General features: G+C 60.9%; 21 protein-coding genes. 10 read left to right on the top strand and 11 right to left on the bottom strand.

The window, feature by feature from the left end:
- Positions 1-1,470 (top strand): RHS repeat domain-containing protein (locus B9N88_RS30145; RefSeq protein ID WP_143491281.1); only part of this gene is annotated, 1,470 nt, incomplete at its 5' end.
- Positions 1,471-1,495: 25 nt separating this feature from the next.
- Positions 1,496-1,894: a hypothetical protein gene (locus tag B9N88_RS30140; protein ID WP_315899086.1), complete on the top strand. Its 399-nt coding sequence runs from the start codon at positions 1,496-1,498 to the stop codon at positions 1,892-1,894.
- Positions 1,895-2,093: 199 nt separating this feature from the next.
- Here B9N88_RS30140 and hemB read toward each other — a convergent pair whose 3' ends face one another.
- The 3 genes from hemB to B9N88_RS30125 all read right to left on the bottom strand — a co-directional run bounded on the left by hemB (position 2,094) and on the right by B9N88_RS30125 (position 4,728).
- Entirely contained in the window at positions 2,094-3,068 is a 975-nt protein-coding gene (gene hemB, locus B9N88_RS30135; protein WP_027603168.1) for a porphobilinogen synthase, read from the bottom strand.
- Positions 3,069-3,186: 118 nt separating this feature from the next.
- A complete protein-coding gene (locus B9N88_RS30130) occupies positions 3,187-4,026 on the bottom strand; it encodes a PhzF family phenazine biosynthesis protein (RefSeq protein ID WP_027603167.1) in 840 nt (279 codons plus the stop codon).
- 3 nt (positions 4,027-4,029) lie between these two features.
- Positions 4,030-4,728, bottom strand: a complete 699-nt coding sequence (locus B9N88_RS30125) for a glutathione S-transferase N-terminal domain-containing protein (RefSeq protein ID WP_027603166.1) — start codon at positions 4,726-4,728, stop codon at positions 4,030-4,032.
- A gap of 253 nt (positions 4,729-4,981) precedes the next feature.
- On the opposite strand from B9N88_RS30125, the gene B9N88_RS30120 reads away from it, so the two are divergent.
- Positions 4,982-5,683 (top strand): hypothetical protein, encoded by a 702-nt coding sequence (locus B9N88_RS30120; protein WP_027603165.1) that lies wholly within the window; start codon positions 4,982-4,984, stop codon positions 5,681-5,683.
- 45 nt (positions 5,684-5,728) lie between these two features.
- A complete protein-coding gene (locus tag B9N88_RS30115) occupies positions 5,729-6,784 on the top strand; it encodes a permease (protein WP_027603164.1) in 1,056 nt (351 codons plus the stop codon).
- Here B9N88_RS30115 and mnmH read toward each other — a convergent pair.
- The 4 genes from mnmH to B9N88_RS30095 form a co-directional block, all read right to left on the bottom strand.
- The gene (gene mnmH, locus B9N88_RS30110; RefSeq protein WP_027603163.1) at positions 6,774-7,874 is read right to left on the bottom strand and encodes a tRNA 2-selenouridine(34) synthase MnmH; all 1,101 of its coding nucleotides are present in this window, start codon (positions 7,872-7,874) and stop codon (positions 6,774-6,776) included. The two genes, B9N88_RS30115 and mnmH, sit on opposite strands and share 11 nt — an antisense overlap.
- Positions 7,874-8,908 carry a selenide, water dikinase SelD gene (gene selD / locus B9N88_RS30105; RefSeq protein ID WP_027603162.1) on the bottom strand — a complete coding sequence of 345 codons (1,035 nt, stop codon included), beginning with the start codon at positions 8,906-8,908 and terminating at the stop codon, positions 7,874-7,876. Before selD ends, mnmH begins: the two co-directional genes overlap by 1 nt.
- Positions 8,909-9,002: 94 nt before the next feature.
- Entirely contained in the window at positions 9,003-9,752 is a 750-nt protein-coding gene (locus tag B9N88_RS30100) for a TerC family protein (protein ID WP_027603161.1), read from the bottom strand.
- Positions 9,753-9,781: 29 nt separating this feature from the next.
- The gene (locus B9N88_RS30095; protein ID WP_027603160.1) at positions 9,782-10,033 is read right to left on the bottom strand and encodes a hypothetical protein; all 252 of its coding nucleotides are present in this window, start codon (positions 10,031-10,033) and stop codon (positions 9,782-9,784) included.
- A 134-nt stretch (positions 10,034-10,167) separates the two neighbouring features.
- Between B9N88_RS30095 and nhaR the strand changes: the two genes are divergently transcribed.
- Positions 10,168-11,070 carry a transcriptional activator NhaR gene (gene nhaR / locus B9N88_RS30090; protein ID WP_027603159.1) on the top strand — a complete coding sequence of 301 codons (903 nt, stop codon included), beginning with the start codon at positions 10,168-10,170 and terminating at the stop codon, positions 11,068-11,070.
- A gap of 4 nt (positions 11,071-11,074) precedes the next feature.
- Here the strand turns inward: nhaR and B9N88_RS30085 are convergent, their stop codons facing one another.
- Entirely contained in the window at positions 11,075-12,232 is a 1,158-nt protein-coding gene (locus tag B9N88_RS30085) for an MFS transporter (protein ID WP_027603158.1), read from the bottom strand.
- A gap of 232 nt (positions 12,233-12,464) precedes the next feature.
- Here B9N88_RS30085 and sstT point away from each other — a divergent pair, with 232 nt between their 5' ends.
- Entirely contained in the window at positions 12,465-13,685 is a 1,221-nt protein-coding gene (gene sstT, locus B9N88_RS30080) for a serine/threonine transporter SstT (RefSeq protein ID WP_027603157.1), read from the top strand.
- A 64-nt stretch (positions 13,686-13,749) separates the two neighbouring features.
- On the opposite strand, the gene B9N88_RS30075 is transcribed toward sstT, so the two are convergent.
- Positions 13,750-14,259: a DUF1993 domain-containing protein gene (locus B9N88_RS30075; RefSeq protein WP_027603156.1), complete on the bottom strand. Its 510-nt coding sequence runs from the start codon at positions 14,257-14,259 to the stop codon at positions 13,750-13,752.
- Between the two features lie 173 nt (positions 14,260-14,432).
- Here B9N88_RS30075 and B9N88_RS30070 point away from each other — a divergent pair, with 173 nt between their 5' ends.
- Complete coding sequence (locus B9N88_RS30070) at positions 14,433-15,083, top strand: YceH family protein (RefSeq protein ID WP_027603155.1); 651 nt, start codon at positions 14,433-14,435, stop codon at positions 15,081-15,083.
- 59 nt (positions 15,084-15,142) lie between these two features.
- Here B9N88_RS30070 and B9N88_RS30065 read toward each other — a convergent pair whose 3' ends face one another.
- Positions 15,143-15,961, bottom strand: a complete 819-nt coding sequence (locus B9N88_RS30065) for a shikimate 5-dehydrogenase (RefSeq protein WP_027603154.1) — start codon at positions 15,959-15,961, stop codon at positions 15,143-15,145.
- A 156-nt stretch (positions 15,962-16,117) separates the two neighbouring features.
- On the opposite strand from B9N88_RS30065, the gene B9N88_RS30060 reads away from it, so the two are divergent.
- The 3 genes from B9N88_RS30060 to B9N88_RS30050 all read left to right on the top strand — a co-directional run bounded on the left by B9N88_RS30060 (position 16,118) and on the right by B9N88_RS30050 (position 17,173).
- Positions 16,118-16,471, top strand: a complete 354-nt coding sequence (locus tag B9N88_RS30060) for a hypothetical protein (RefSeq protein WP_027603153.1) — start codon at positions 16,118-16,120, stop codon at positions 16,469-16,471.
- Between the two features lie 233 nt (positions 16,472-16,704).
- The gene (locus B9N88_RS30055; RefSeq protein ID WP_027603152.1) at positions 16,705-16,899 is read left to right on the top strand and encodes a hypothetical protein; all 195 of its coding nucleotides are present in this window, start codon (positions 16,705-16,707) and stop codon (positions 16,897-16,899) included.
- 91 nt (positions 16,900-16,990) lie between these two features.
- Positions 16,991-17,173, top strand: coding sequence for a hypothetical protein (locus B9N88_RS30050; protein ID WP_027603151.1), 183 nt, complete (start codon positions 16,991-16,993; stop codon positions 17,171-17,173).
- Positions 17,174-17,176: 3 nt separating this feature from the next.
- On the opposite strand, the gene B9N88_RS30045 is transcribed toward B9N88_RS30050, so the two are convergent.
- Positions 17,177-18,244, bottom strand: coding sequence for an AI-2E family transporter (locus tag B9N88_RS30045; RefSeq protein WP_027603150.1), 1,068 nt, complete (start codon positions 18,242-18,244; stop codon positions 17,177-17,179).
- Positions 18,245-18,376: the final 132 nt, after the last annotated feature.

The raw sequence follows: 18,376 nt of genomic DNA, 5'->3' as shown, positions 1-18,376 counted from the left end.
GACGACCAACACCGCCTGCACGCCCACGCAATCACCCAGCAACAAGACCACCTCTACCAACGCCAATACGACTACGACAAAACCGGCAACCTCACCCGCCTGCTCGATACGCGCAAAGGCGAACACCACTACCATTACGACCCGTTAGGCCGCCTCACCCGCGCCGACCACTCCCAAGACCTGCAGGAACGCTTCGGCCACACCCCGGCCGGCAACCTGCTCATGCAAGACCGCCCCGGCCCCGATATCGTCGCCGGCAACCGCCTGATGATCCAGGGCGACCGCCACTACGACTATGACGCCTTCGGCAACCTGATCCGTGAACGGCGTGGCCGTGGGCACGCACTCGTCACCGAATACCGCTACGACTGCCAGCATCGGCTGATAGGCCTCACCCAACCCAACGGCCAAACCGCCAGTTACCGCTACGACCCGTTTGGGCGGCGCATCAGCAAAACCGTGGACGGCATCACCACGGAGTTTTTCTGGCAAGGCGACAGGCTGATTGCCGAACACCATGCAGACCGCCATCGCAGCTATCTCTACGAACCCGACAGCTTTCGCCCGCTGGTTTTGTTGGAGGGCTTCGGCCCAAAAGATACCAAGCCCTACCACTACCAACTCGACCACCTCGGCACGCCGCAGGAGCTGACCGCCCCCGACGGCGAAATCATCTGGTCCGCCCACTACCGCGCCTACGGCCAGATCAGCCGTCTCGACAAAGGCAAAATCGACAACCCGCTACGTTTTCAGGGTCAGTACTTCGATCAGGAAAGCGGGCTGCACTACAACCGTCATCGCTACTACAATCCGGATATTGGGTGTTACCTGACGCCTGATCCGGTGAAGTTGGCGGGTGGGATCAACGCGTACCAGTACGTGCCCAATCCTACGGGGTGGATTGATCCGCTGGGCTTAAGCACCTGCCCTGGTGACGAATGCAAGCCTAACGCTCCTCCTATTTTTCCGAAGCCTAGCGTTAACGAAGGCGCGCCCGCTCTACCTCAACTGCCGAGCACTCAGCGACAGGCGAGAATAGATGAACTGACAGAGGTAAATGCAAAACAAAAAGTACTGGGTTGGGAACAGGAATACGATATGCACTCGGTTGAAAAGCATGGCCCAGAGATACCAGACAACGCTTTAAGGCAACGATCTATTGATGGAACGAATCCAACCACAGGGGAGAGGGAAACTATCAGTTCCAGCTCCCAATTTAAAACCTGGAGAATGCAGCTTCACGCTCTAAACAAAGCCATGGGTAGGATGCAAAGCAATTCACCATCTCCTACAGGTCTTGATGGAGCGGGTAACCCAGTAGTTATAGTCGAGCTACCCGGAGCTGGACGAGGCTACAAACCTAACCGGCGGGACGCAAACGATCCTAAGTACATTGAAAACATGGACAGAGCGGAGGTCAGATTTGATATAAACAATCCAACTCGGCCATTTACCGCATTCCCTAAGTGAGCAGACAATGCTGAAATGCCCATTCATGAATACACCTTACATTCCTAACATTTCTCATATATTGGGAGCCTTATCGATATACGACCTTGAGGATACAGTTGGCAAAGAACTATGGAAGTACGACCCTAACAATGAGAAAGACAGAGAGATAATTATTATTTCTTTTGTCCTGAAGAAACTTATGCATTTGTCATACAGACATCGCTTCGTATTGATGTCTGCACTCCGAGATGTGCTAGACAAACCCGACTTTGACTTTTCGAAAGAATTCGAAAGCGATTACGACGAATACATAACTATGGCTTGGGACGAAACAGAAATCGCCGACCCTAGAGGCTTCTTCGCCGATATCTACCGTTTAGCCAATGAGGTCTGGAAAGACGACCTGCAAAAAGCCAGCCTCGAAGACCAGTCAACGTGGTAGCGCTACCATTCTCCCTGACACCCCAACGCCCCCTGTGGCGAGCGAGCTTGCTCGCGTGGGGCCGCGAAGCGGCCCCAGTCAAGGCAATACGGTGTTTCAGGTAGATTGGCGGTGTCTGGTTTAGGGCTGCTACGCAGCCCAACGCGAGCAAGCTCGCTCACCACAAGTGTTCGCTCACCAGGGGGGGGTTACGTTGCCCTTAGATCCCAGCCAACGCCAAGTCCATAGCAAAGTAAGTAAAGATCAAATCCGCCCCCGCACGCTTGATCGATCCCAACGTTTCCCGCACAACCCGATCCTCATCGATCGCTCCCGCCTGGGCGCCGAACTTGATCATCGCGTATTCGCCGCTGACCTGGTACGCCGCCACCGGCAGGCGCGAGGCTTCGCGGATGTCGCGGATGATGTCGAGGTAGGCACCGGCCGGCTTGACCATCAGTGCGTCCGCGCCTTCCTGTTCGTCCAGCAGCGATTCGCGCACGGCTTCGCGGCGGTTCATCGGGTTCATCTGGTAGCTTTTGCGGTCGCCCTTGAGCGCGCTGCCGCCGGCTTCGCGGAAGGGGCCATAGAGGGCCGAGGCGAATTTGGTGGAGTAGGCCATGATCGGGATATGGGTGAAGCCGGCCTCATCCAGCGCACGGCGGATGGCCTGGACCTGGCCGTCCATGGCGGCCGAGGGGGCGATCACGTCGGCCCCGGCGCGGGCAGCGGCAACGGCCTGCTTGCCGAGGTTGACCAAGGTCGCGTCGTTGTCGACATGGGCGCCGTGCATCACGCCGCAGTGGCCGTGGTCGGTGTATTCGCAGAAGCAGGTGTCGGACATTACGATCATGTCCGGCACCGCGTCCTTGATGATCGAGGACATCCGCGAGACAAGGCCGCGTTCCTTCCAGGTGTCGCTGCCGTTGGCGTCCAGATGATGGGACACGCCGAAGGTCATCACCGACTTGATACCGGCACGGGCATAGCGCTCGATCTCGGCAGCCAGCTTCTTTTCCGGGATGCGTTGCACACCGGGCATGCTGGTGATCGGCACGAAGTCGTCGATGTCTTCTTCGACGAAAATCGGCAGCACCAGGTCGTTGAGGGTGAACTCGGTTTCCTGGAACAAGCCACGCAGCTCCGGGGAGCGGCGCAGGCGGCGTGGACGGGCTTGGGGGAACTGGCTGGTCATGGCTGTCCTGAAAAAGTGGCGGGAAATCTTTGGGGCGAAAGCTTATGCCCCAAGGCCCCGGCAGCACAAATGCCCAGGGGCCAACAGTGTATTGCGGGGGCCGTAATAATGTATTGATCTAGAGCTGTAGTCGCCCGTCGATGCACACCGCGACAGCGCCACCGACCCAGATTTCATCACCTTGACGTTCGACCCGAATCCGCCCCGCACGCCCCATGGCCGTGCCCTGGCTGACCACGTAGCACTCAGGCGCGAGTCCTTCGCCGAGCAGCCATTGTGCGACGCCGGCATTCAGGCTGCCGGTGGCCGGGTCTTCCTGGGCCCCGTCGCCTGCGACAAAGGCACGCACCTCAAACTGCGCGTCCACGTCGTCAGCCGGGTTGCAAGGCGCAATCACGCCGACGGCCAGTCCCAGCAGCTGCGAATAGTCCGGCTGCAAGGCCAGGACCTGATCACGGTCAGCCAGCATCACCGCGAGCCACCCCGCGCCATTGTCGACCCACTGGCTGCGCACAATGGCCCCCGGCGCCAGGCCCAATCCCAGGCGAACGCGCTCCAGCAACGCGGAGTCCACAGCGCCGGCGCGCATCAACGGCGGTGCAATAAACGCCAGTTCATCGCCTTGACGCCGAATACGCACCAGGCCGATTTCACACTCCTGGATAATCTCCTCGCCTTGGGGCACCCCACCCGCCTTGAGCCACGCATGGCAACTGCCCAGCGTCGGGTGCCCGGCGAACGGCAGCTCCTGCAAGGTGGTAAAGATCCTCACCCGGTAGTCCGCCCGAGCATCGCGCGGTGTCAGCAAAAACGTGGTTTCACTGAGGTTTGTCCATTTGGCGAAGTCAGCCATCTGTTGGTCGCTGAGGCTGTCGGCACCCAGCACGACGGCCAGCGGATTGCCCTTGAGCGACACGCTGCTGAATACATCCAGTTGTTTGAAATCGAAAGTCGGCATGCTTCAGCTCGGAATATTCAGGCCACGGATGACTGCCGGCCGGGCGACAAAGCCGTCCAGCGCGCGCAGTACGTTAGGGAAGTCGGCAATGCCCACCAGATCGCCCGATTCATAGAAACCGATCAGGTTGCGAATCCAGGGGAAGGTGGCGATGTCGGCGATGCTGTAGTCGTCGCCCATGATCCAGGTGCGGCCGAGCAGGCGCTTTTCCAGCACCTCCAGCAGGCGACGGGATTCCGCGGCGTAACGGTCGCGGGGGCGCTTGTCTTCGTAGTCCTTGCCGGCAAACTTATTGAAGAAACCCAGTTGGCCAAACATCGGACCGATGCCCCCCATCTGGAACATCAGCCATTGAATCGTTTCATAACGTGTCGCCGGATCTTCGGAAAGCAACTGGCTGGATTTTTCCGCCAGGTAGATCAGGATTGCGCCTGACTCGAACAGCGCCAACGGCTGGCCCGCCGGGCCGTCGGGGTCGATGATCGCGGGGATTTTGTTGTTGGGGTTCAGGGACAGGAACTCGGGGGAAAACTGGTCCTGGGTCTCGAAACTGACCTTGTGCGCCTCATAAGGCAGGCCCAGCTCTTCGAGCATGATCGAGACTTTTACCCCGTTGGGCGTGGGCAACGAGTACAGTTGCAGGCGCTCCGGATGCCGGGCGGGCCATTTGCTGTTGATCGGGAACGCGGCGATCGGGTTCATCGGGAAACTCCCTGGCGGAAAGCCCCCATGATAATCATCTGACCCACGTCCTGCATGGGTCATCAATGCGCAACATCAGCGGGCTATTATCCCCCGTGGGCGAACCAATACGCCCGCGTGCACTCTTAAGTGCGCTCAAACGGTGAATGGAGGCACCTCGCTGTACCGACACGGAATACCCGCAGGACGCCCCAGGCGTCATTGGGGCCAGGCTTGTCCGCCTTAACGTGACGCACGAAGACTCGAACCCATAATGACGATCAAGCCTCTGCGCCTTGTGCAACGACTGCAACACTACGCCTACATCCTGTTACCCCTTTTGCTGGTGAGCGGCGCCATGGTTGCCGCCCTCGACGCCCGGGAAAGCCGCGCCCAACCGGTGGACGGCGTGCAAACCCTGGTGTTCCTGCGCCACGCCGAGAAACCGGCCGGCGGCCTGGGCCAACTCAATTGCCAGGGGTTGAACCGAGCAATGAACCTGGCCACCCTGCTGCCGGAAAAATTCGGCAAGGCCAACTTCGTGTTTGCCGCCAACCCGACGCGCAATGTCGAGGAAGGTGAGCTGGACAATTCCTACAGCTATATTCGCCCGTTGATGACCATCAGCCCCAGCGCCATCAAGCTGGGCCTGCCGGTGAACATCAAGTTCTCGGCCAACGACACCAGCGACCTGGCCGACGAGCTGGTGGAAGACAAATACCACAATGCCACCATCTACACCGCGTGGTCCCACGGCTACCTGCCGGAGCTGATCAACAAGGTGGCCAGTGAGGCCTCCGGCGAAAAACACACGATTACCGACGACTGGTCCGGCAGCGACTACGACACGCTGTACGTACTGACGCTGACCTGGCACAACGGCAAAGCCTCGCTGCTCAGCCGCAACTACAAGCAAGGCCTGAACGACGGTGAAGAAACCTGCCCGCAGCCAACACAGGTGAGTGCCGATAGCTGAGGGCGTATGATGCACCGCTATTGACTCATCTGCGGACCCTCCTCCATGCCCAACCTCGCCTCCACCCAGCCCGTCCGGGGCTGGTCGTTCTGGTGGAAACCTGCCCTGTTCCTACTGGTAGCCTGTGTCGGCCTCTACTACGTGAAGTGGTCGCCCTACTACTTCAAGGCGTTTGTTGCCGCTGACAACCACAGCATCGGCGCCTCGATCCTCAACGATCAACAAAGCTCGCCATTGGCAGCAGCGCTGGCCTACGCCCAGGTGTATTTCCTGGCGATCTGGAAGGCTGCCGTACTGGCGGTGATCCTCGGCTCGCTGCTGCAAGTGCTGATCCCCCGCGACTGGTTGCTGCGCCTGTTTGGCCGTGCCGGCCTCGGCTCGACCTTGCGCGGCGGGCTGTTTGCCTTGCCGGGGATGATGTGCAGTTGCTGCGCGGCGCCCGTCGCGGCAGGTATGCGCCGCCAGCAGGTGTCGGTGGGCGCGGCACTGGCCTTCTGGATTGCCAACCCGGTGCTGAACCCGGCCACGCTGGTGTTCATGGGCTTTGTGCTGGGCTGGGGCTTTACCGCCTTGCGGCTGGTGGCGGGCATTGTGCTGGTGGTCGGCGTGTCACTGGTGGCACAGCGCATCGCACGGCCGGACCAAGTGCCGGAAGTTGCCTTGGACGCGGTGGCCGAGGCCAGCCAGGTCGAAGCACAACCCTTCTTCAGTCGCTGGCTGCGTACCCTGTGGCAGCTGTTCTGGAGCACCATACCGATCTATATCCTGGCGGTGCTGGTGCTCGGTGCCGCACGGGTGTGGCTGTTCCCCCACGTGGACGGCGCCATGGCCAACAGCCTGGTGTGGCTGGTGCCCCTGGCGATTGTCGGCACGCTGTTTGTAATCCCTACAGCGGCAGAAATCCCCATCGTACAAACCATGATGACCCTGGGCATGGGCACCGGCCCGGCCGTGGCCTTGCTGATGACCCTGCCCAGCGTGAGCCTGCCGTCGCTGTTGATGCTGCGCAAGGATTTCGATGCGCGGGTACTGGTGACGGTGGCCGGGCTGACCATGCTGGTGGGCGTGGTGTGCGGGTTGATCGGCGCGCTTATTCTCTGAGGGCGCGCTCGCGCAGATAGGCCGTGACTGCGCCCTGCTCTCCCGCAAACTCGATGCGTGCGCCTTTGCTTTCACGCTGGAAGGCGTACATCGGGTCGTAATACTCGCGCAACAGCCCCTCAATCCAGGCGCGATGCAGGTCCACGGCGCCGCTGCGCAGCTGTTCCGCCAGGGCATCCTGCATGATCGCCTGCAACCGCTGGAAGCGCTCGCCGCCCAGGCGCTTGTGGATATTGGCCAGGCTCTGGGTCAGGCGCTCGGCAAACAGCGCCTGGCCCTGCTCACCAAACACCGCGATGAATTCTGCGCACAGGTCAATCACGTAATCGCGCAGGATGCGCTCGACACGGCCTTCGACGCTGTCTTCCAGCCACACCATCGGAAAGGTCTGCATGCCCTTGTGCAACGGCAACGGCAGCGCGCAGCTGCCGATCATGCGGCTTTCATCCTCGACCACGAACTGCTCGATACCGCCCGCACGTTTTTTCAGCAGGTCCACCGCCAGGCGGTTTTCGAAGTCGATAGTGGAGGGTTGCGCCGTGGCGCGTTTGCCGAAGCTGGAACCGCGGTGGTTGGCATGGCCCTCCAGGTCCAGGGCGTTGCGCAACTGGCCCAGCACCTCGGTCTTGCCGGTACCGGTCATGCCGCCCAGCAGCACGAAATCACAGTGAGCTGCCGCCTGGTCAAGGGTCTCCAGCAGGAAGGTCCGCATGGCCTTGTAGCCACCGCCGACCCGCGGGTACTCGATGCCGGCTTCGGTCTTCAACCATTGCTGCACGATCTGCGAACGCAGCCCGCCCCGGAAGCAATACAAGTAACCATCAGGATTGGCCTGGGCAAACCGTGCCCATTGTTCGATGCGTTCAGCCTTGATCGCCCCCGATACCAGCTCATGCCCCAGCACAATCGCGGCTTGCTGGCCCTGCTGCTTGTAGCAGGTGCCGACGCGTTGGCGCTCGTCATCGGTCATCAGCGGCAGGTTGATCACGCCGGGGAACGCGCCCTTGGCGAATTCGACCGGCGCGCGGGTATCCATCATCGGCCGGTCGTTGAGGAAAATGTCGCGGTAATCGGTGATGTCAGTTGCCATCAAACCACCTCTACCGCGTGGGTCTGTCGCTCAACCAATTGGCCGATCGGCTCAAGGCTCAAGCCCAATTCAGCCGCCGTCGCGCGGAACTCGGCGTCGCCTTCAGGCGTGACCGCGATCAGCAGGCCACCGCTGGTCTGCGGGTCGCACAGCACGCGTTTGTGCAATTCCTGCAGACGCCCGACCTTGCTCGAGTAGCTGTCGAAGTTGCGCAAGGTGCCACCCGGCATGCAGCCCTGGTCCAGGTAGTCCTCGATCCCGGGCAGACGTGGGACTTTGTCGTATTCGATACGTGCGGTCACGGCGCTGCCGTCCGCCATCTCCACCAAATGGCCCAACAGACCGAAACCGGTGACATCCGTCATTGCCGTCACACCGGCCAGCTTGCCGAAACGGCTGCCGGGTTTGTTGAGGGTGCACATCCAGTCACGGGCCAGGCCGATATCCGCCTCACGCAACTTGCCCTTCTTTTCGGCGGTGGTGAGGATGCCGATGCCCAACGGTTTGGTCAGGTACAGGCGGCAGCCCACGGTGGCGGTGTCGTTGCGCTTCATATGGCGCTTTTGCACGATGCCGGTGACGGCCAGGCCGAAGATCGGCTCGGGCGCGTCAATGGAGTGCCCGCCCGCCAACGGAATACCGGCTTCGTCGCACACCGAGCGGCCGCCACGGATCACTTCACGGGCGATCTCCGGCGCCAGCACGTTCACCGGCCAGCCAAGAATGGCGATGGCCATCAACGGATCGCCGCCCATGGCGTAGATGTCACTGATGGCATTGGTGGCGGCGATGCGGCCGAAATCGAAGGGATCATCGACAATCGGCATGAAAAAGTCAGTGGTAGAGACCACGCCGCGCTCATCGTCGATGGCATACACCGCCGCGTCGTCGCGGGAGGCGTTGCCCACCCACAGGTTCGGGTCGAGGTTCTGCGCGCCGCTGCCCGCCAGGATCACTTCCAGCACCTGGGGCGAAATCTTGCAGCCACAACCCGCGCCATGGCTGTACTGGGTAAGGCGAATCGGCTCGTTCATGGTGGACCTCAAGCTATCAAGTGGGCGGATTCTAACAGACAGCAAAAAGCCGGCTGGGCTCTTGTGGGCACAGCCGGCCTTTGGGGTTGCAGCGTTACTGCCGGGCAGCGAGCAGACGCTTGTGACGGTTGCGCCGAGCGATGTTCAGGCACTCGATGGCCGCCGAGAAGGCCATGGCCGCGTACACGTAGCCTTTAGGCACATGGGCGCCGAAGCCTTCGGCGATCAGCGTCATGCCGATCATGATCAGGAAGCCCAGGGCCAGCATCACCACGGTCGGGTTGTCGTTGATGAACTTGGCCAACGGCTCGGCCGCCACCAGCATCACGATCACCGAGGTCACCACGGCGATGATCATGATCGGCAAGTGCTCGGTCATGCCCACGGCGGTAATGATGCTGTCGATGGAGAACACCAGGTCAAGCAACAGGATCTGCCCGATGGCCGCAGCAAAGCCGATGGCCACGACATTGCCAGCGCTGGCTTTCTCTTCAGGCTCCGGGTCCATGCTGTGATGGATCTCGGTGGTGGCCTTCCAGACCAGGAACAGGCCACCGGCGATCAGGATCATGTCCTTCCACGAGAACGCCTGGCCGAGCACTTCGAACACCGGCGTAGTCAATTGCACGATAAACGCAATGGTGCTCAACAGGCCCAGGCGCAACACCAGCGCCATGCTGATACCGATGCGTCGCGCCTTGGCCCGATGTTTCTCCGGCAATTTGTTGGTGAGGATCGAGATAAAGATCAGGTTATCGATGCCCAGCACGATTTCCATCACGATCAAGGTGGCCAGGGCAATCCAGGCGGTAGGGCTGGCGGCCAGTTGTAAAAGGTAATCCATAGGTCAGTCCTGACGTTGTGCTGGGGAGATTAGGTTTCTTTGGTGTTCGATTCAGACTCGTTTTCTTCCTGATCATCCTTTTTTTGTGGATTGATCAGGCCATTTGTCGCTTCACTCAACGCCTGCTCGGCAGCTTTCTGGGTGTCATCGATGGCTTGCTTGGCCGACTCGGTGGCTTTGCCCATGACCTGTTGCGCGCTTTTTTCGACCTGATCGCAACCGCTGATCATCACCAATGAAAGCGCAAGCAACGATGCCGCGCCCAGGGAATTGAGTTTCATGATGTCTTCCTCGTTAGAACCATTGGGTCCAAATAGTGGCCCCGCGATAGCGAGGCATTCTATGCAGGCAAACAGTTCAGGAAAATTCGTATTTTTCTCGCGTATACTTCGGTTTTTACGAAGTGATGATCATCATGCTCAATTACCGACAGTTGCATTACTTCTGGGTAGTGGCCAAGACCGGCAGCATCGTGCGCGCCTGTGAGCAACTGAACCTCACGCCCCAGACCATCAGCGGGCAGATCAGCCTGCTGGAGCAAACCTACGGGATTGCGCTGTTTCAGCGGGTAGGCCGCCAGCTTGAACTCACCGAAGCCGGGCGCCAGGCCCTGCCCTATGCCGAACAGATGTTCCAGACCGGCAATGAACTGGAGGCGATGCTGCGCGCGCAGCCCAATGAGCAACAGATCCTGTTTCGGGTCGGTGTGGCGGATGTGGTGCCCAAGTCCATCGTGTACCGGCTGATCGCGCCGACCATGGAGTTGAGCGAGCCCCTGCGCATTACCTGCCGGGAAGACAAACTCGAGCGTTTACTGGCCGACCTGGCGATCCAGCGCCTGGACCTGGTGATCTCCGACAGCCCCATGCCCTCGCACCTGGATATCAAGGGCTACAGCCAGAAACTGGGGGAATGTGGCATCAGTTTTTTCGCCACCCAGGCATTGGCTGACAGGTACGCCGGTGACTTCCCACAGTGCCTGCACGGCGCGCCCCTGTTGATCCCCGGCGCGGAAACCGTAGTGCGCAGCCGTTTGCAGCGCTGGTTTGCCGAGCAGCAGATCCTGCCCAGGATCATCGGCGAGTTCGATGACAGCGCCTTGATGCAGGCCTTTGGCCAATCCGGCAGCGGGATCTTTATCGCGCCCAGCGTGATCGCCGATGAAGTAGTGAGCCAGTACGGGGTGGCGTTGATTGGCCAGACCGATGCCGTCACCGAGTCGTTCTACGCGATCTCGGTGGAACGCAAGGTCAAGCACCCCGGCATCGTGGCGATTACCGAAGGTGCACGGCGAGAGTTGTTTACCGCCCTGCCCTGAGCGTTCAGGCGTTGGACGCGACCGCTGGCCTGGCGGTCATCAGCCACAGCGCCAGCAGCATCGACACCAGGATAAACCCGGAAGCGGCAAAGCCCAGGCTGCCGAGGCCGAGGGTGTCGATCACATGCCCGCCGACCATGGCCCCCAGGCCAATGCCCAGGTTGGCCCCGGCGATATTCAACGACGCCGCAAACGCCGGCGCATGGGGTGCGGCCTTCATCAACCGCACATGGCTGACCAGGAACAGCGCCGCTTGGGTCACGCCCCACACCGCCATCGCCGCCGCCAGGCCGACCGTGGAGTGGATCGCCGGTACCAGCGCGACCATGCCGGCGATCATGAAACCGCAGAACACCATGGAGGCGATCAGCGGGTGACGGTCCACCGCACGCCCGCCCAGGGAGTTGCCGATCAGCCCCACTGCGCCAAAGCCCATCAGGCACCAGCCCACCAGCGTGCCGTCGAAACCGGCCAGGCGCTCAAGGATGTCCGCCAGGTAGGTATACGCGGTGAACATGCCGCTGAATACCAGGACCGACAACAGGATATGGCCTTGCATCAGCGGGTTGCGCAGGATCTTGAACTGCGAGCGCAACGACACCTGGTCGTTCTTCGGTTGGGTCACCGGCAGGTAGATAAACAGCAGCAAGGCCTTGGCCAGTGCGACCACGGCGAGGATCGCAAACGCGGCGCGCCAGCCGAACATATCGGAAATCAGCGTGCCCACTGGAATCCCGAACACCGTGGCGCAGACGATGCCGAAGCCGATCTTTTCGATGGCGCGCCCGGCGTATTCGGGGCCGACGATATCCACTGCGGTTTCACTGGCCAGGGCCCAGAACACCGGCAGGCCCAGGGCCGGGATCAAGCGCGCCAATGCCATCACCCAGATATTCGGCGCCAATGCGGCCACGGTATTGGCCACGCCGAACAGGAGCAGGATGCTGATAAACAGACGCTTGCGGGGGAAACGGGCGCAGTAAGCCGTCAGAAACGGACCAAAGGCCGCCACGGTAAACGCAAACAAGGTCACCAGCAGGCCGGCCTGGGACACGCTGACGTTGAGGTCCCGGGCAATGGACGGCAACAGGCCGACGATAACGAATTCTGTGGTCAGCACGGTAAAACCGGCGGCCGACAGCAGCAGGATGGGAAACAGCATGAAAACTCCAGAAACGGCGACATCAACGACAGCCCGAAGGGCCCGCTGACGGAGAGGAAAGGTGAGAGGGCAGAATCTTAACAGAGTATGTCCGGCTTTTGCGAAGCCCCGGCGACCCAATGCCGCAGCGGCCGGGACAGGTCCAGCGGCATGCTAGACTTCGCGCCCTGCTTCCTACAGCCCTTTCCGCCTGCATTGCTGTGCCCTTAAAAAAACTAGAGACAACCTTCATATGACTGCTGCCCCTTCCCTTTTCCAACGCCTGGCCCGCATCAGCCTGGTCACGCAAATCGTCATCGGCTTGATCGCCGGCATCCTGCTGGCCCTGCTCTTGCCGGAGGCGGCCAAGGCCACCGGGTTTATCGGCAAGGTATTTGTTGCCGCGCTCAAGGCCGTGGCGCCGATCCTGGTGTTTGTGCTGGTGATGGCGTCGATCGCCAACCATAAACACGGCCAGGAAACCCATATCAAGCCGATCCTGTTCCTGTACCTGCTGGGCACCTTTGCCGCCGCCGTGGTGGCGGTGATTGCCAGCATGTGGTTTCCCTCATCGCTGGTGCTCGCTACCCATGACGCCACCGTGAGCGCTCCCGGCGGCATCGGCGAGGTCTTGCAAAGCCTGCTGTTGAGCGTGGTGGACAACCCCATCAGCGCACTGATGAACGCCAACTTCATCGGCATCCTGGCCTGGGCCATCGGCATGGGCATTGCCATTCGCCATGCCGGCGAAACCACCCGCACGGTGCTCGACGACCTGTCCAACGGTGTGACCCTGATCGTGCGCGTGGTGATCCGCTTCGCCCCGCTGGGTATCTTCGGCCTGGTGGCCTCGACACTCGCCACTTCGGGCTTCGGCGCCCTGCTCGGCTACGCCCACCTGCTGGTGGTGCTGATCGGCTGCATGCTGTTCGTGGCACTGGTGGTCAACCCGGCCATCGTGTTCTGGAAACTGCGCCGCAACCCGTTCCCGCTGGTGCTGATGTGCCTGCGCGAAAGCGGCATCACCGCGTTTTTCACCCGCAGCTCCGCAGCGAATATCCCGGTGAACCTGGCCTTGAGCAAACGCCTGGGCCTGCATGAAGACACCTACTCGGTGTCGATTCCACTGGGTGCCACGATCAACATGGCCGGTGCTGCGATCACCATCACCGTGTTGACCCTGGCGGCCGTGCACACCCTCGGCATTGCCGTGGACCTGCCGACCGCCGTGCTGCTCAGCGTGGTCGCGGCGATCTGTGCCTGCGGCGCGTCGGGTGTGGCCGGCGGCTCGCTGCTGCTGATTCCCCTGGCATGCAGCCTGTTCGGTATCCCCAGCGAAATCGCCATGCAGGTGGTGGCCGTAGGCTTCATCATCGGTGTGCTGCAGGATTCGGCGGAAACCGCACTCAATTCGTCCACCGATGTGCTGTTTACCGCGGCCGCGTGCCTGGGCAAGGAAGAGCAGTCGGCTTAAGCGCCAGGCGTAAAAAAGCCCGGGGTGGTTCAGGAATGAACCACCCCGGGCTTTTTTTCGAGCCTTAGAAAGCGCCCATGTAGTCACGCTTGCCCACTTCCACACCGTTGTGACGCAGCAAGGCGTATGCGGTGGTGACGTGGAAGAAGAACTGCGGCAGGCCGTAGGTCAGCAGGTAGGACTGGCCGCTGAAGCGCTTCTCTTTCGGCGTGCCTGGGCGGGTAATGATCTCGATGCCTTCCTTGCCGTCGACTTGCTCGGGCTTGATGGTGTCGACAAACGCCAGCACCTTGGCGATCAGCGCTTGCAGGTCGGCGAAGGTGACTTCGGTATCTTCGTATTTCGGCACTTCGATCTCAGCCAGGCGTGCGGAAACGCCCTTGGCGAAGTCGACGGCGATCTGCACCTGGCGCACCAGTTGGAACATGTCCGGGAACAGCCGCGCTTGCAGCAAGGCGTTGGGTTCGATGTTCCTGGCGGTGGCGTGGGCTTCGGCTTTGTTCAGCACATCGCTCAGGGCGCTGAGCATTTGCTTGAAGACGGGGATGGAGGCGGCGTACAGGGAAATAGTCATGGCAGTCTCATGGGTAATGGCAGGGTTGGAACCAGCGGCGATTATAGACACGCCAGGCGCTTGTCTTTTATTTTTTCCGGCTTAGGCTAGGCGGGGGCGTTCTCAATTAGTTTCCCCGCCGCGCTGGGGAAACTAATTGAGAGCGCCCCCATTCACAGCATAGGGAAAGCGCGATGACCGCCGAGCACGACACCGACACCCCTGAGCCGCGCCTGAACAGCACGGAAATTCGCGTCCTGGGTTGCCTGATCGAAAAACAGGCGACCAACCCGGAAACCTATCCCCTGACCCTCAACGCCCTGGTCCTGGCCTGCAACCAGAAGACCAGCCGCGAGCCGGTGATGAACCTGAGCCAGGGCCAGGTTGGCCAGAGTCTGCGTGCGCTGGAAGGCCAAGGCTTCACGCGCCTGGTGATGGGCAGCCGCGCCGACCGCTGGGAGCATCGCGTGGACAAGGCGCTGGAACTGGTGCCGGCCCAGGTGATCCTGACCGGGCTGATGTTCTTGCGTGGGCCGCAGACGGTCAACGAACTGCTGACCCGCAGCGGGCGCATGCATGACTTCGAGGATGCCGAGCAGGTGGTGCACCAGTTGGAGCGCCTGATCGCCCGCGGGCTGGCGCTGCTGGTGCCGCGCCAGGCAGGGCAGCGGGAAGATCGTTATACCCATGCGCTGGGGGATCCGGCGGACATCGAGGTGATTATCGCGGCGCGGGGAAGCCCGGTGGAGCGCTCTGCCGGCGCAGTCTCGCTGGATCGTATCGAAGAGCTTGAAGCACGAATTGCAGCTCTGGAAGAGCGATTGGCGCAGCTGGAACAGGCCTGACACGGTCAACCAGTGTGGGAGGGGCTTGCTCCCTCCCACATTTAGAGCAGCAGCGGCCTTCAGTTGCGGGCGAAGGCTACTGCCGCCTGGAACTGTTCATCCGTAGGCCGCACGCCGGTGTACAGAACGAATTGCTCCAACGCCTGGATCGCAATCACCTCCAGCCCAGTGATCACCCGCTTGCCTTTGGCCCGTCCACGCATGATCAGCGGCGTTTCGGCGGGGATCGCCACCACATCGAAGACAGTGTCCGCGGCATCCACGGCATCCGCGTCGAACGCCAGGGCATCCGCCTCGGCCCCGCCGGTCATGCCGATGGGGGTGACGTTGATCAGCATCTGTGGGCGCAAATCGCCCAGTTCCGCCTGCCACTCATACCCCAGGTTCTGCGCCAGCGCCCGGCCTGCCGCTTCGTTACGCGCCACGATCACACCATTGGCGTAACCGCCATCCCGCAAGGCGCTCGCCACGGCCTTGGCCATACCGCCGCTGCCACGCAGGGCGAAGGTCGAATCCTGCGGCACGGCGTGTGTCTTGAGCAATTGTTCGACGGCGATGTAGTCGGTGTTGTAGGCCTTGAGATGGCCATTGGTATTGACGATGGTATTCAGGGAGTCAATGGCTTGAACCGAATCGTCCAGTTCGTCCACTAAGGCAATGGCGGCCTCCTTGAAGGGCATGGACACCCCGCAACCCCGGATGCCCAACGCGCGGATACCACCTATCGCGCCGGGTAAATCCTGGCTGCTGAAGGCTTTATAGTAGAAGTTCAGCCCCAGCTGTTCGTACAGGTGGTTATGAAAACGCAAGCCAAAATTCCCAGGGCGGGCCGAAAGCGACATGCACAGTTGGGTGTCCTTGTTGGGGTGCATCTGCATGGATAACTCCTTTGAGTAAGCAAATCGGTACAGACCTTACACAACCTTTACCTAGCGGCCGTGCTGTTTTTCAGAAATACGTTGTCTTAAAAGTATCCCCGCGACATTACTTGAGTCTATTGATTGCAGACCACAAGCGCAGGGGCTAACCGAGGAATGACCATGATTCGTACAATCCCCAAGATCGCCTTGCTGGTAGGTGCACTCGCTATGGCAGGCCAAGCCTCCGCCCATGGTGGTGGATGGGGTGGCCCAGCCGTCTTGGGTGCCCTGGTCGGCGCCGCCGTAGTGGGCTCCGTGGTGGCCAGCCAGCCCCGTGAGGTCTATGTGCAGCAGCCGGTCTACGTGCAACCGCAGCCGGTGTATGCCGCGCCGCCGCCCGTCTACTACGCACCACCGCCACCGGTGTACGTGCAGCAGGAGGTTTATTACCGCCCGGCGCCGGTCTATTACGGCCCACCGCGTGGCTACTATGGCCCGCCCCACGGCTATTACCGCCGCGGCTGGTAAGTCTCAACCGTCAGCTATGCAACAGGCCTCGCCCACCCGCGGGGCCTTTTCTTGTGGGTAACGTCCGGATTTATCCTGCCAAGGTCGCTCTGAGGACAATGACCGGGCTGCAATCCCACATGATTAAGGTCGAAAGTCTACTTGCCCGAACGGGGCTCACGCTGTCATGTTTGTGTCACGCCACACTCCCACTATCAATCCTGTCCACTCCATAACAACAAGGACGACTGACCATGCCCACACAAAATCCGCACCGCACCGCTGGCCTGTGTACGTCCAGCAAGGTCTACAGCGCCCTCACGGAGCTCAAGCACCTGGAAGGCCACCGCAGCGCCAAGTTCCTCGCGCTGCTGGCGGAAAACCTGGTGCACAAAGGCCTGCTTAATGAGCAGGAAGTGGTGAGCATGCTCGATCAAGTGGTCGACTGAGGCCTTTTGTTGATGTCGACTATCGAGCCAGATGATTTTTCCTGAGCGCCTGTGCCCCGTAAGGTGACCTCCATAGCGATTGGAGGTCCTTATGCCCACTGTTCAAATCATGTCCGTCATCGGCAGCGCCGTCCCTGCCCCGCTTCGAGAGCTGGGTTTGCTGGCGTGCTGGTACGTGGTGCGCGACGGCGAAGCCATCAGCGGCCCACTCACTTCCCTGTCTGACGCCGAAAAACAACTGCAGCAAGCCTCGAACTTCCGCCTGCACGCCTGAGACTCAAGGCAACGGCAACTTGACCCGCGGCTTGCTCTCGACAAACAACGCCCAGCTGGACATGAACAGCGCCGCCACCAGCGGCCCGATCACGAACCCGTTGAGGCCGAATACCGACAGGCCGCCCAGGGTCGAGATCAGGATCAGGTAGTCCGGCATCTTGGTGTCCTTGCCCACCAGGATCGGGCGTAATACGTTGTCCACCAGGCCGATCACAAACACGCCGAACAGGCCCAGCACCACACCCTGCCAGATCGAACCGCTCAACAGGAAGTAGGCGGCCACCGGCCCCCACACAATGCCCGCGCCCACGGCCGGCAGCAGTGATAGAAACGCCATCAGCACCGCCCAGAGCAACGCACTGGGAATGTCCAGGAACCAGAAGATCAAACCACCCAGCGCCCCCTGGGTTACGGCCACCAGCACATTGCCCTTGACCGTGGCGCGCACCACCCGATTGAACTTGAGCTGCAACCGACGCTTCTGCGGCTCGGCCAGCGGCACCGCCGTGCGGACCTTGCGCACCAGTTCCGGGCCGTCGCGCAGCAGGAAAAACAGCAGGTACAACATGATGAAAAAACTCACCAGGAAATCAAACGTGCCCTGGCCGAAGCTGAACGCCTGGGTCGCAAAGAACTGGCTGCCCTGCATCGCACTCTTGACGATCTTCTCGCGCAGCCCTTCCAGGTTGCCCATGCCGAAGCGGTCCAGCAGGTGCTGGAAGTACGGCGGCAGGAAGTTCTTGAACTGCTCGATATAGCCGGCCACGTCCAGCTTGCCGCTCTCGACGTTTTTGTACAGCGTGGCGCCCTCTTGCACCAGCAACGCGCTGGTAATGATCACCGGCAGGATCGCGATCACCAGGCACACCATCAAGGTGGCCAGGGACGTCAGGTTGCGGTTCCAGCCGAAGCGCTGCTGCAGGCGACGCTGCATCGGCGCAAAGATGATGCCGAGGATCACCGCCCAGAACACTGCACCGTAGAACGGCAGCAATATCCAGATAAAGGCGACGGTCACCAGGGCCAGCAGGAGCAGCAGGGTCTTGAATTGCAGGTTGGTTTGATTCATGTCCGATCCATGTCAGAAAAGCAGGCCGCGCGTGTGCGTCCAGCTGCTTAGTCCACCGCAAATCCCGGGAGTGCCATCTTTGTTGCGGTAAGCGTAGACCCAGATCAATAAAGCCCGGTACACGTTGGGCTA

It is taken from the genome of Pseudomonas sp. LAMO17WK12:I1, assembly GCF_900177315.1.
Taxonomy (GTDB): domain Bacteria; phylum Pseudomonadota; class Gammaproteobacteria; order Pseudomonadales; family Pseudomonadaceae; genus Aquipseudomonas; species Aquipseudomonas marginalis.
Note: the sequence above shows the minus strand (reverse complement) of the source record. Positions and strands in the feature narration are given on the sequence as shown.

Coding starts and splice junctions, on each gene's coding strand:
- B9N88_RS30065 (WP_027603154.1), bottom strand. CDS start 15,961: ATGCAGATGCACCCCAACAAGGACACCCAACTGTGCATGTCGCTTTCG.
- B9N88_RS30100 (WP_027603161.1), bottom strand. CDS start 9,752: ATGGATTACCTTTTACAACTGGCCGCCAGCCCTACCGCCTGGATTGCC.
- sstT (WP_027603157.1), top strand. CDS start 12,465: ATGACTGCTGCCCCTTCCCTTTTCCAACGCCTGGCCCGCATCAGCCTG.
- nhaR (WP_027603159.1), top strand. CDS start 10,168: ATGCTCAATTACCGACAGTTGCATTACTTCTGGGTAGTGGCCAAGACC.
- B9N88_RS30060 (WP_027603153.1), top strand. CDS start 16,118: ATGACCATGATTCGTACAATCCCCAAGATCGCCTTGCTGGTAGGTGCA.
- B9N88_RS30130 (WP_027603167.1), bottom strand. CDS start 4,026: ATGCCGACTTTCGATTTCAAACAACTGGATGTATTCAGCAGCGTGTCG.
- B9N88_RS30075 (WP_027603156.1), bottom strand. CDS start 14,259: ATGACTATTTCCCTGTACGCCGCCTCCATCCCCGTCTTCAAGCAAATG.
- B9N88_RS30045 (WP_027603150.1), bottom strand. CDS start 18,244: ATGAATCAAACCAACCTGCAATTCAAGACCCTGCTGCTCCTGCTGGCC.
- B9N88_RS30095 (WP_027603160.1), bottom strand. CDS start 10,033: ATGAAACTCAATTCCCTGGGCGCGGCATCGTTGCTTGCGCTTTCATTG.
- B9N88_RS30140 (WP_315899086.1), top strand. CDS start 1,496: ATGAATACACCTTACATTCCTAACATTTCTCATATATTGGGAGCCTTA.
- selD (WP_027603162.1), bottom strand. CDS start 8,908: ATGAACGAGCCGATTCGCCTTACCCAGTACAGCCATGGCGCGGGTTGT.
- B9N88_RS30125 (WP_027603166.1), bottom strand. CDS start 4,728: ATGAACCCGATCGCCGCGTTCCCGATCAACAGCAAATGGCCCGCCCGG.
- mnmH (WP_027603163.1), bottom strand. CDS start 7,874: ATGGCAACTGACATCACCGATTACCGCGACATTTTCCTCAACGACCGG.
- B9N88_RS30050 (WP_027603151.1), top strand. CDS start 16,991: ATGCCCACTGTTCAAATCATGTCCGTCATCGGCAGCGCCGTCCCTGCC.
- hemB (WP_027603168.1), bottom strand. CDS start 3,068: ATGACCAGCCAGTTCCCCCAAGCCCGTCCACGCCGCCTGCGCCGCTCC.
- B9N88_RS30070 (WP_027603155.1), top strand. CDS start 14,433: ATGACCGCCGAGCACGACACCGACACCCCTGAGCCGCGCCTGAACAGC.
- B9N88_RS30120 (WP_027603165.1), top strand. CDS start 4,982: ATGACGATCAAGCCTCTGCGCCTTGTGCAACGACTGCAACACTACGCC.
- B9N88_RS30115 (WP_027603164.1), top strand. CDS start 5,729: ATGCCCAACCTCGCCTCCACCCAGCCCGTCCGGGGCTGGTCGTTCTGG.
- B9N88_RS30085 (WP_027603158.1), bottom strand. CDS start 12,232: ATGCTGTTTCCCATCCTGCTGCTGTCGGCCGCCGGTTTTACCGTGCTG.
- B9N88_RS30055 (WP_027603152.1), top strand. CDS start 16,705: ATGCCCACACAAAATCCGCACCGCACCGCTGGCCTGTGTACGTCCAGC.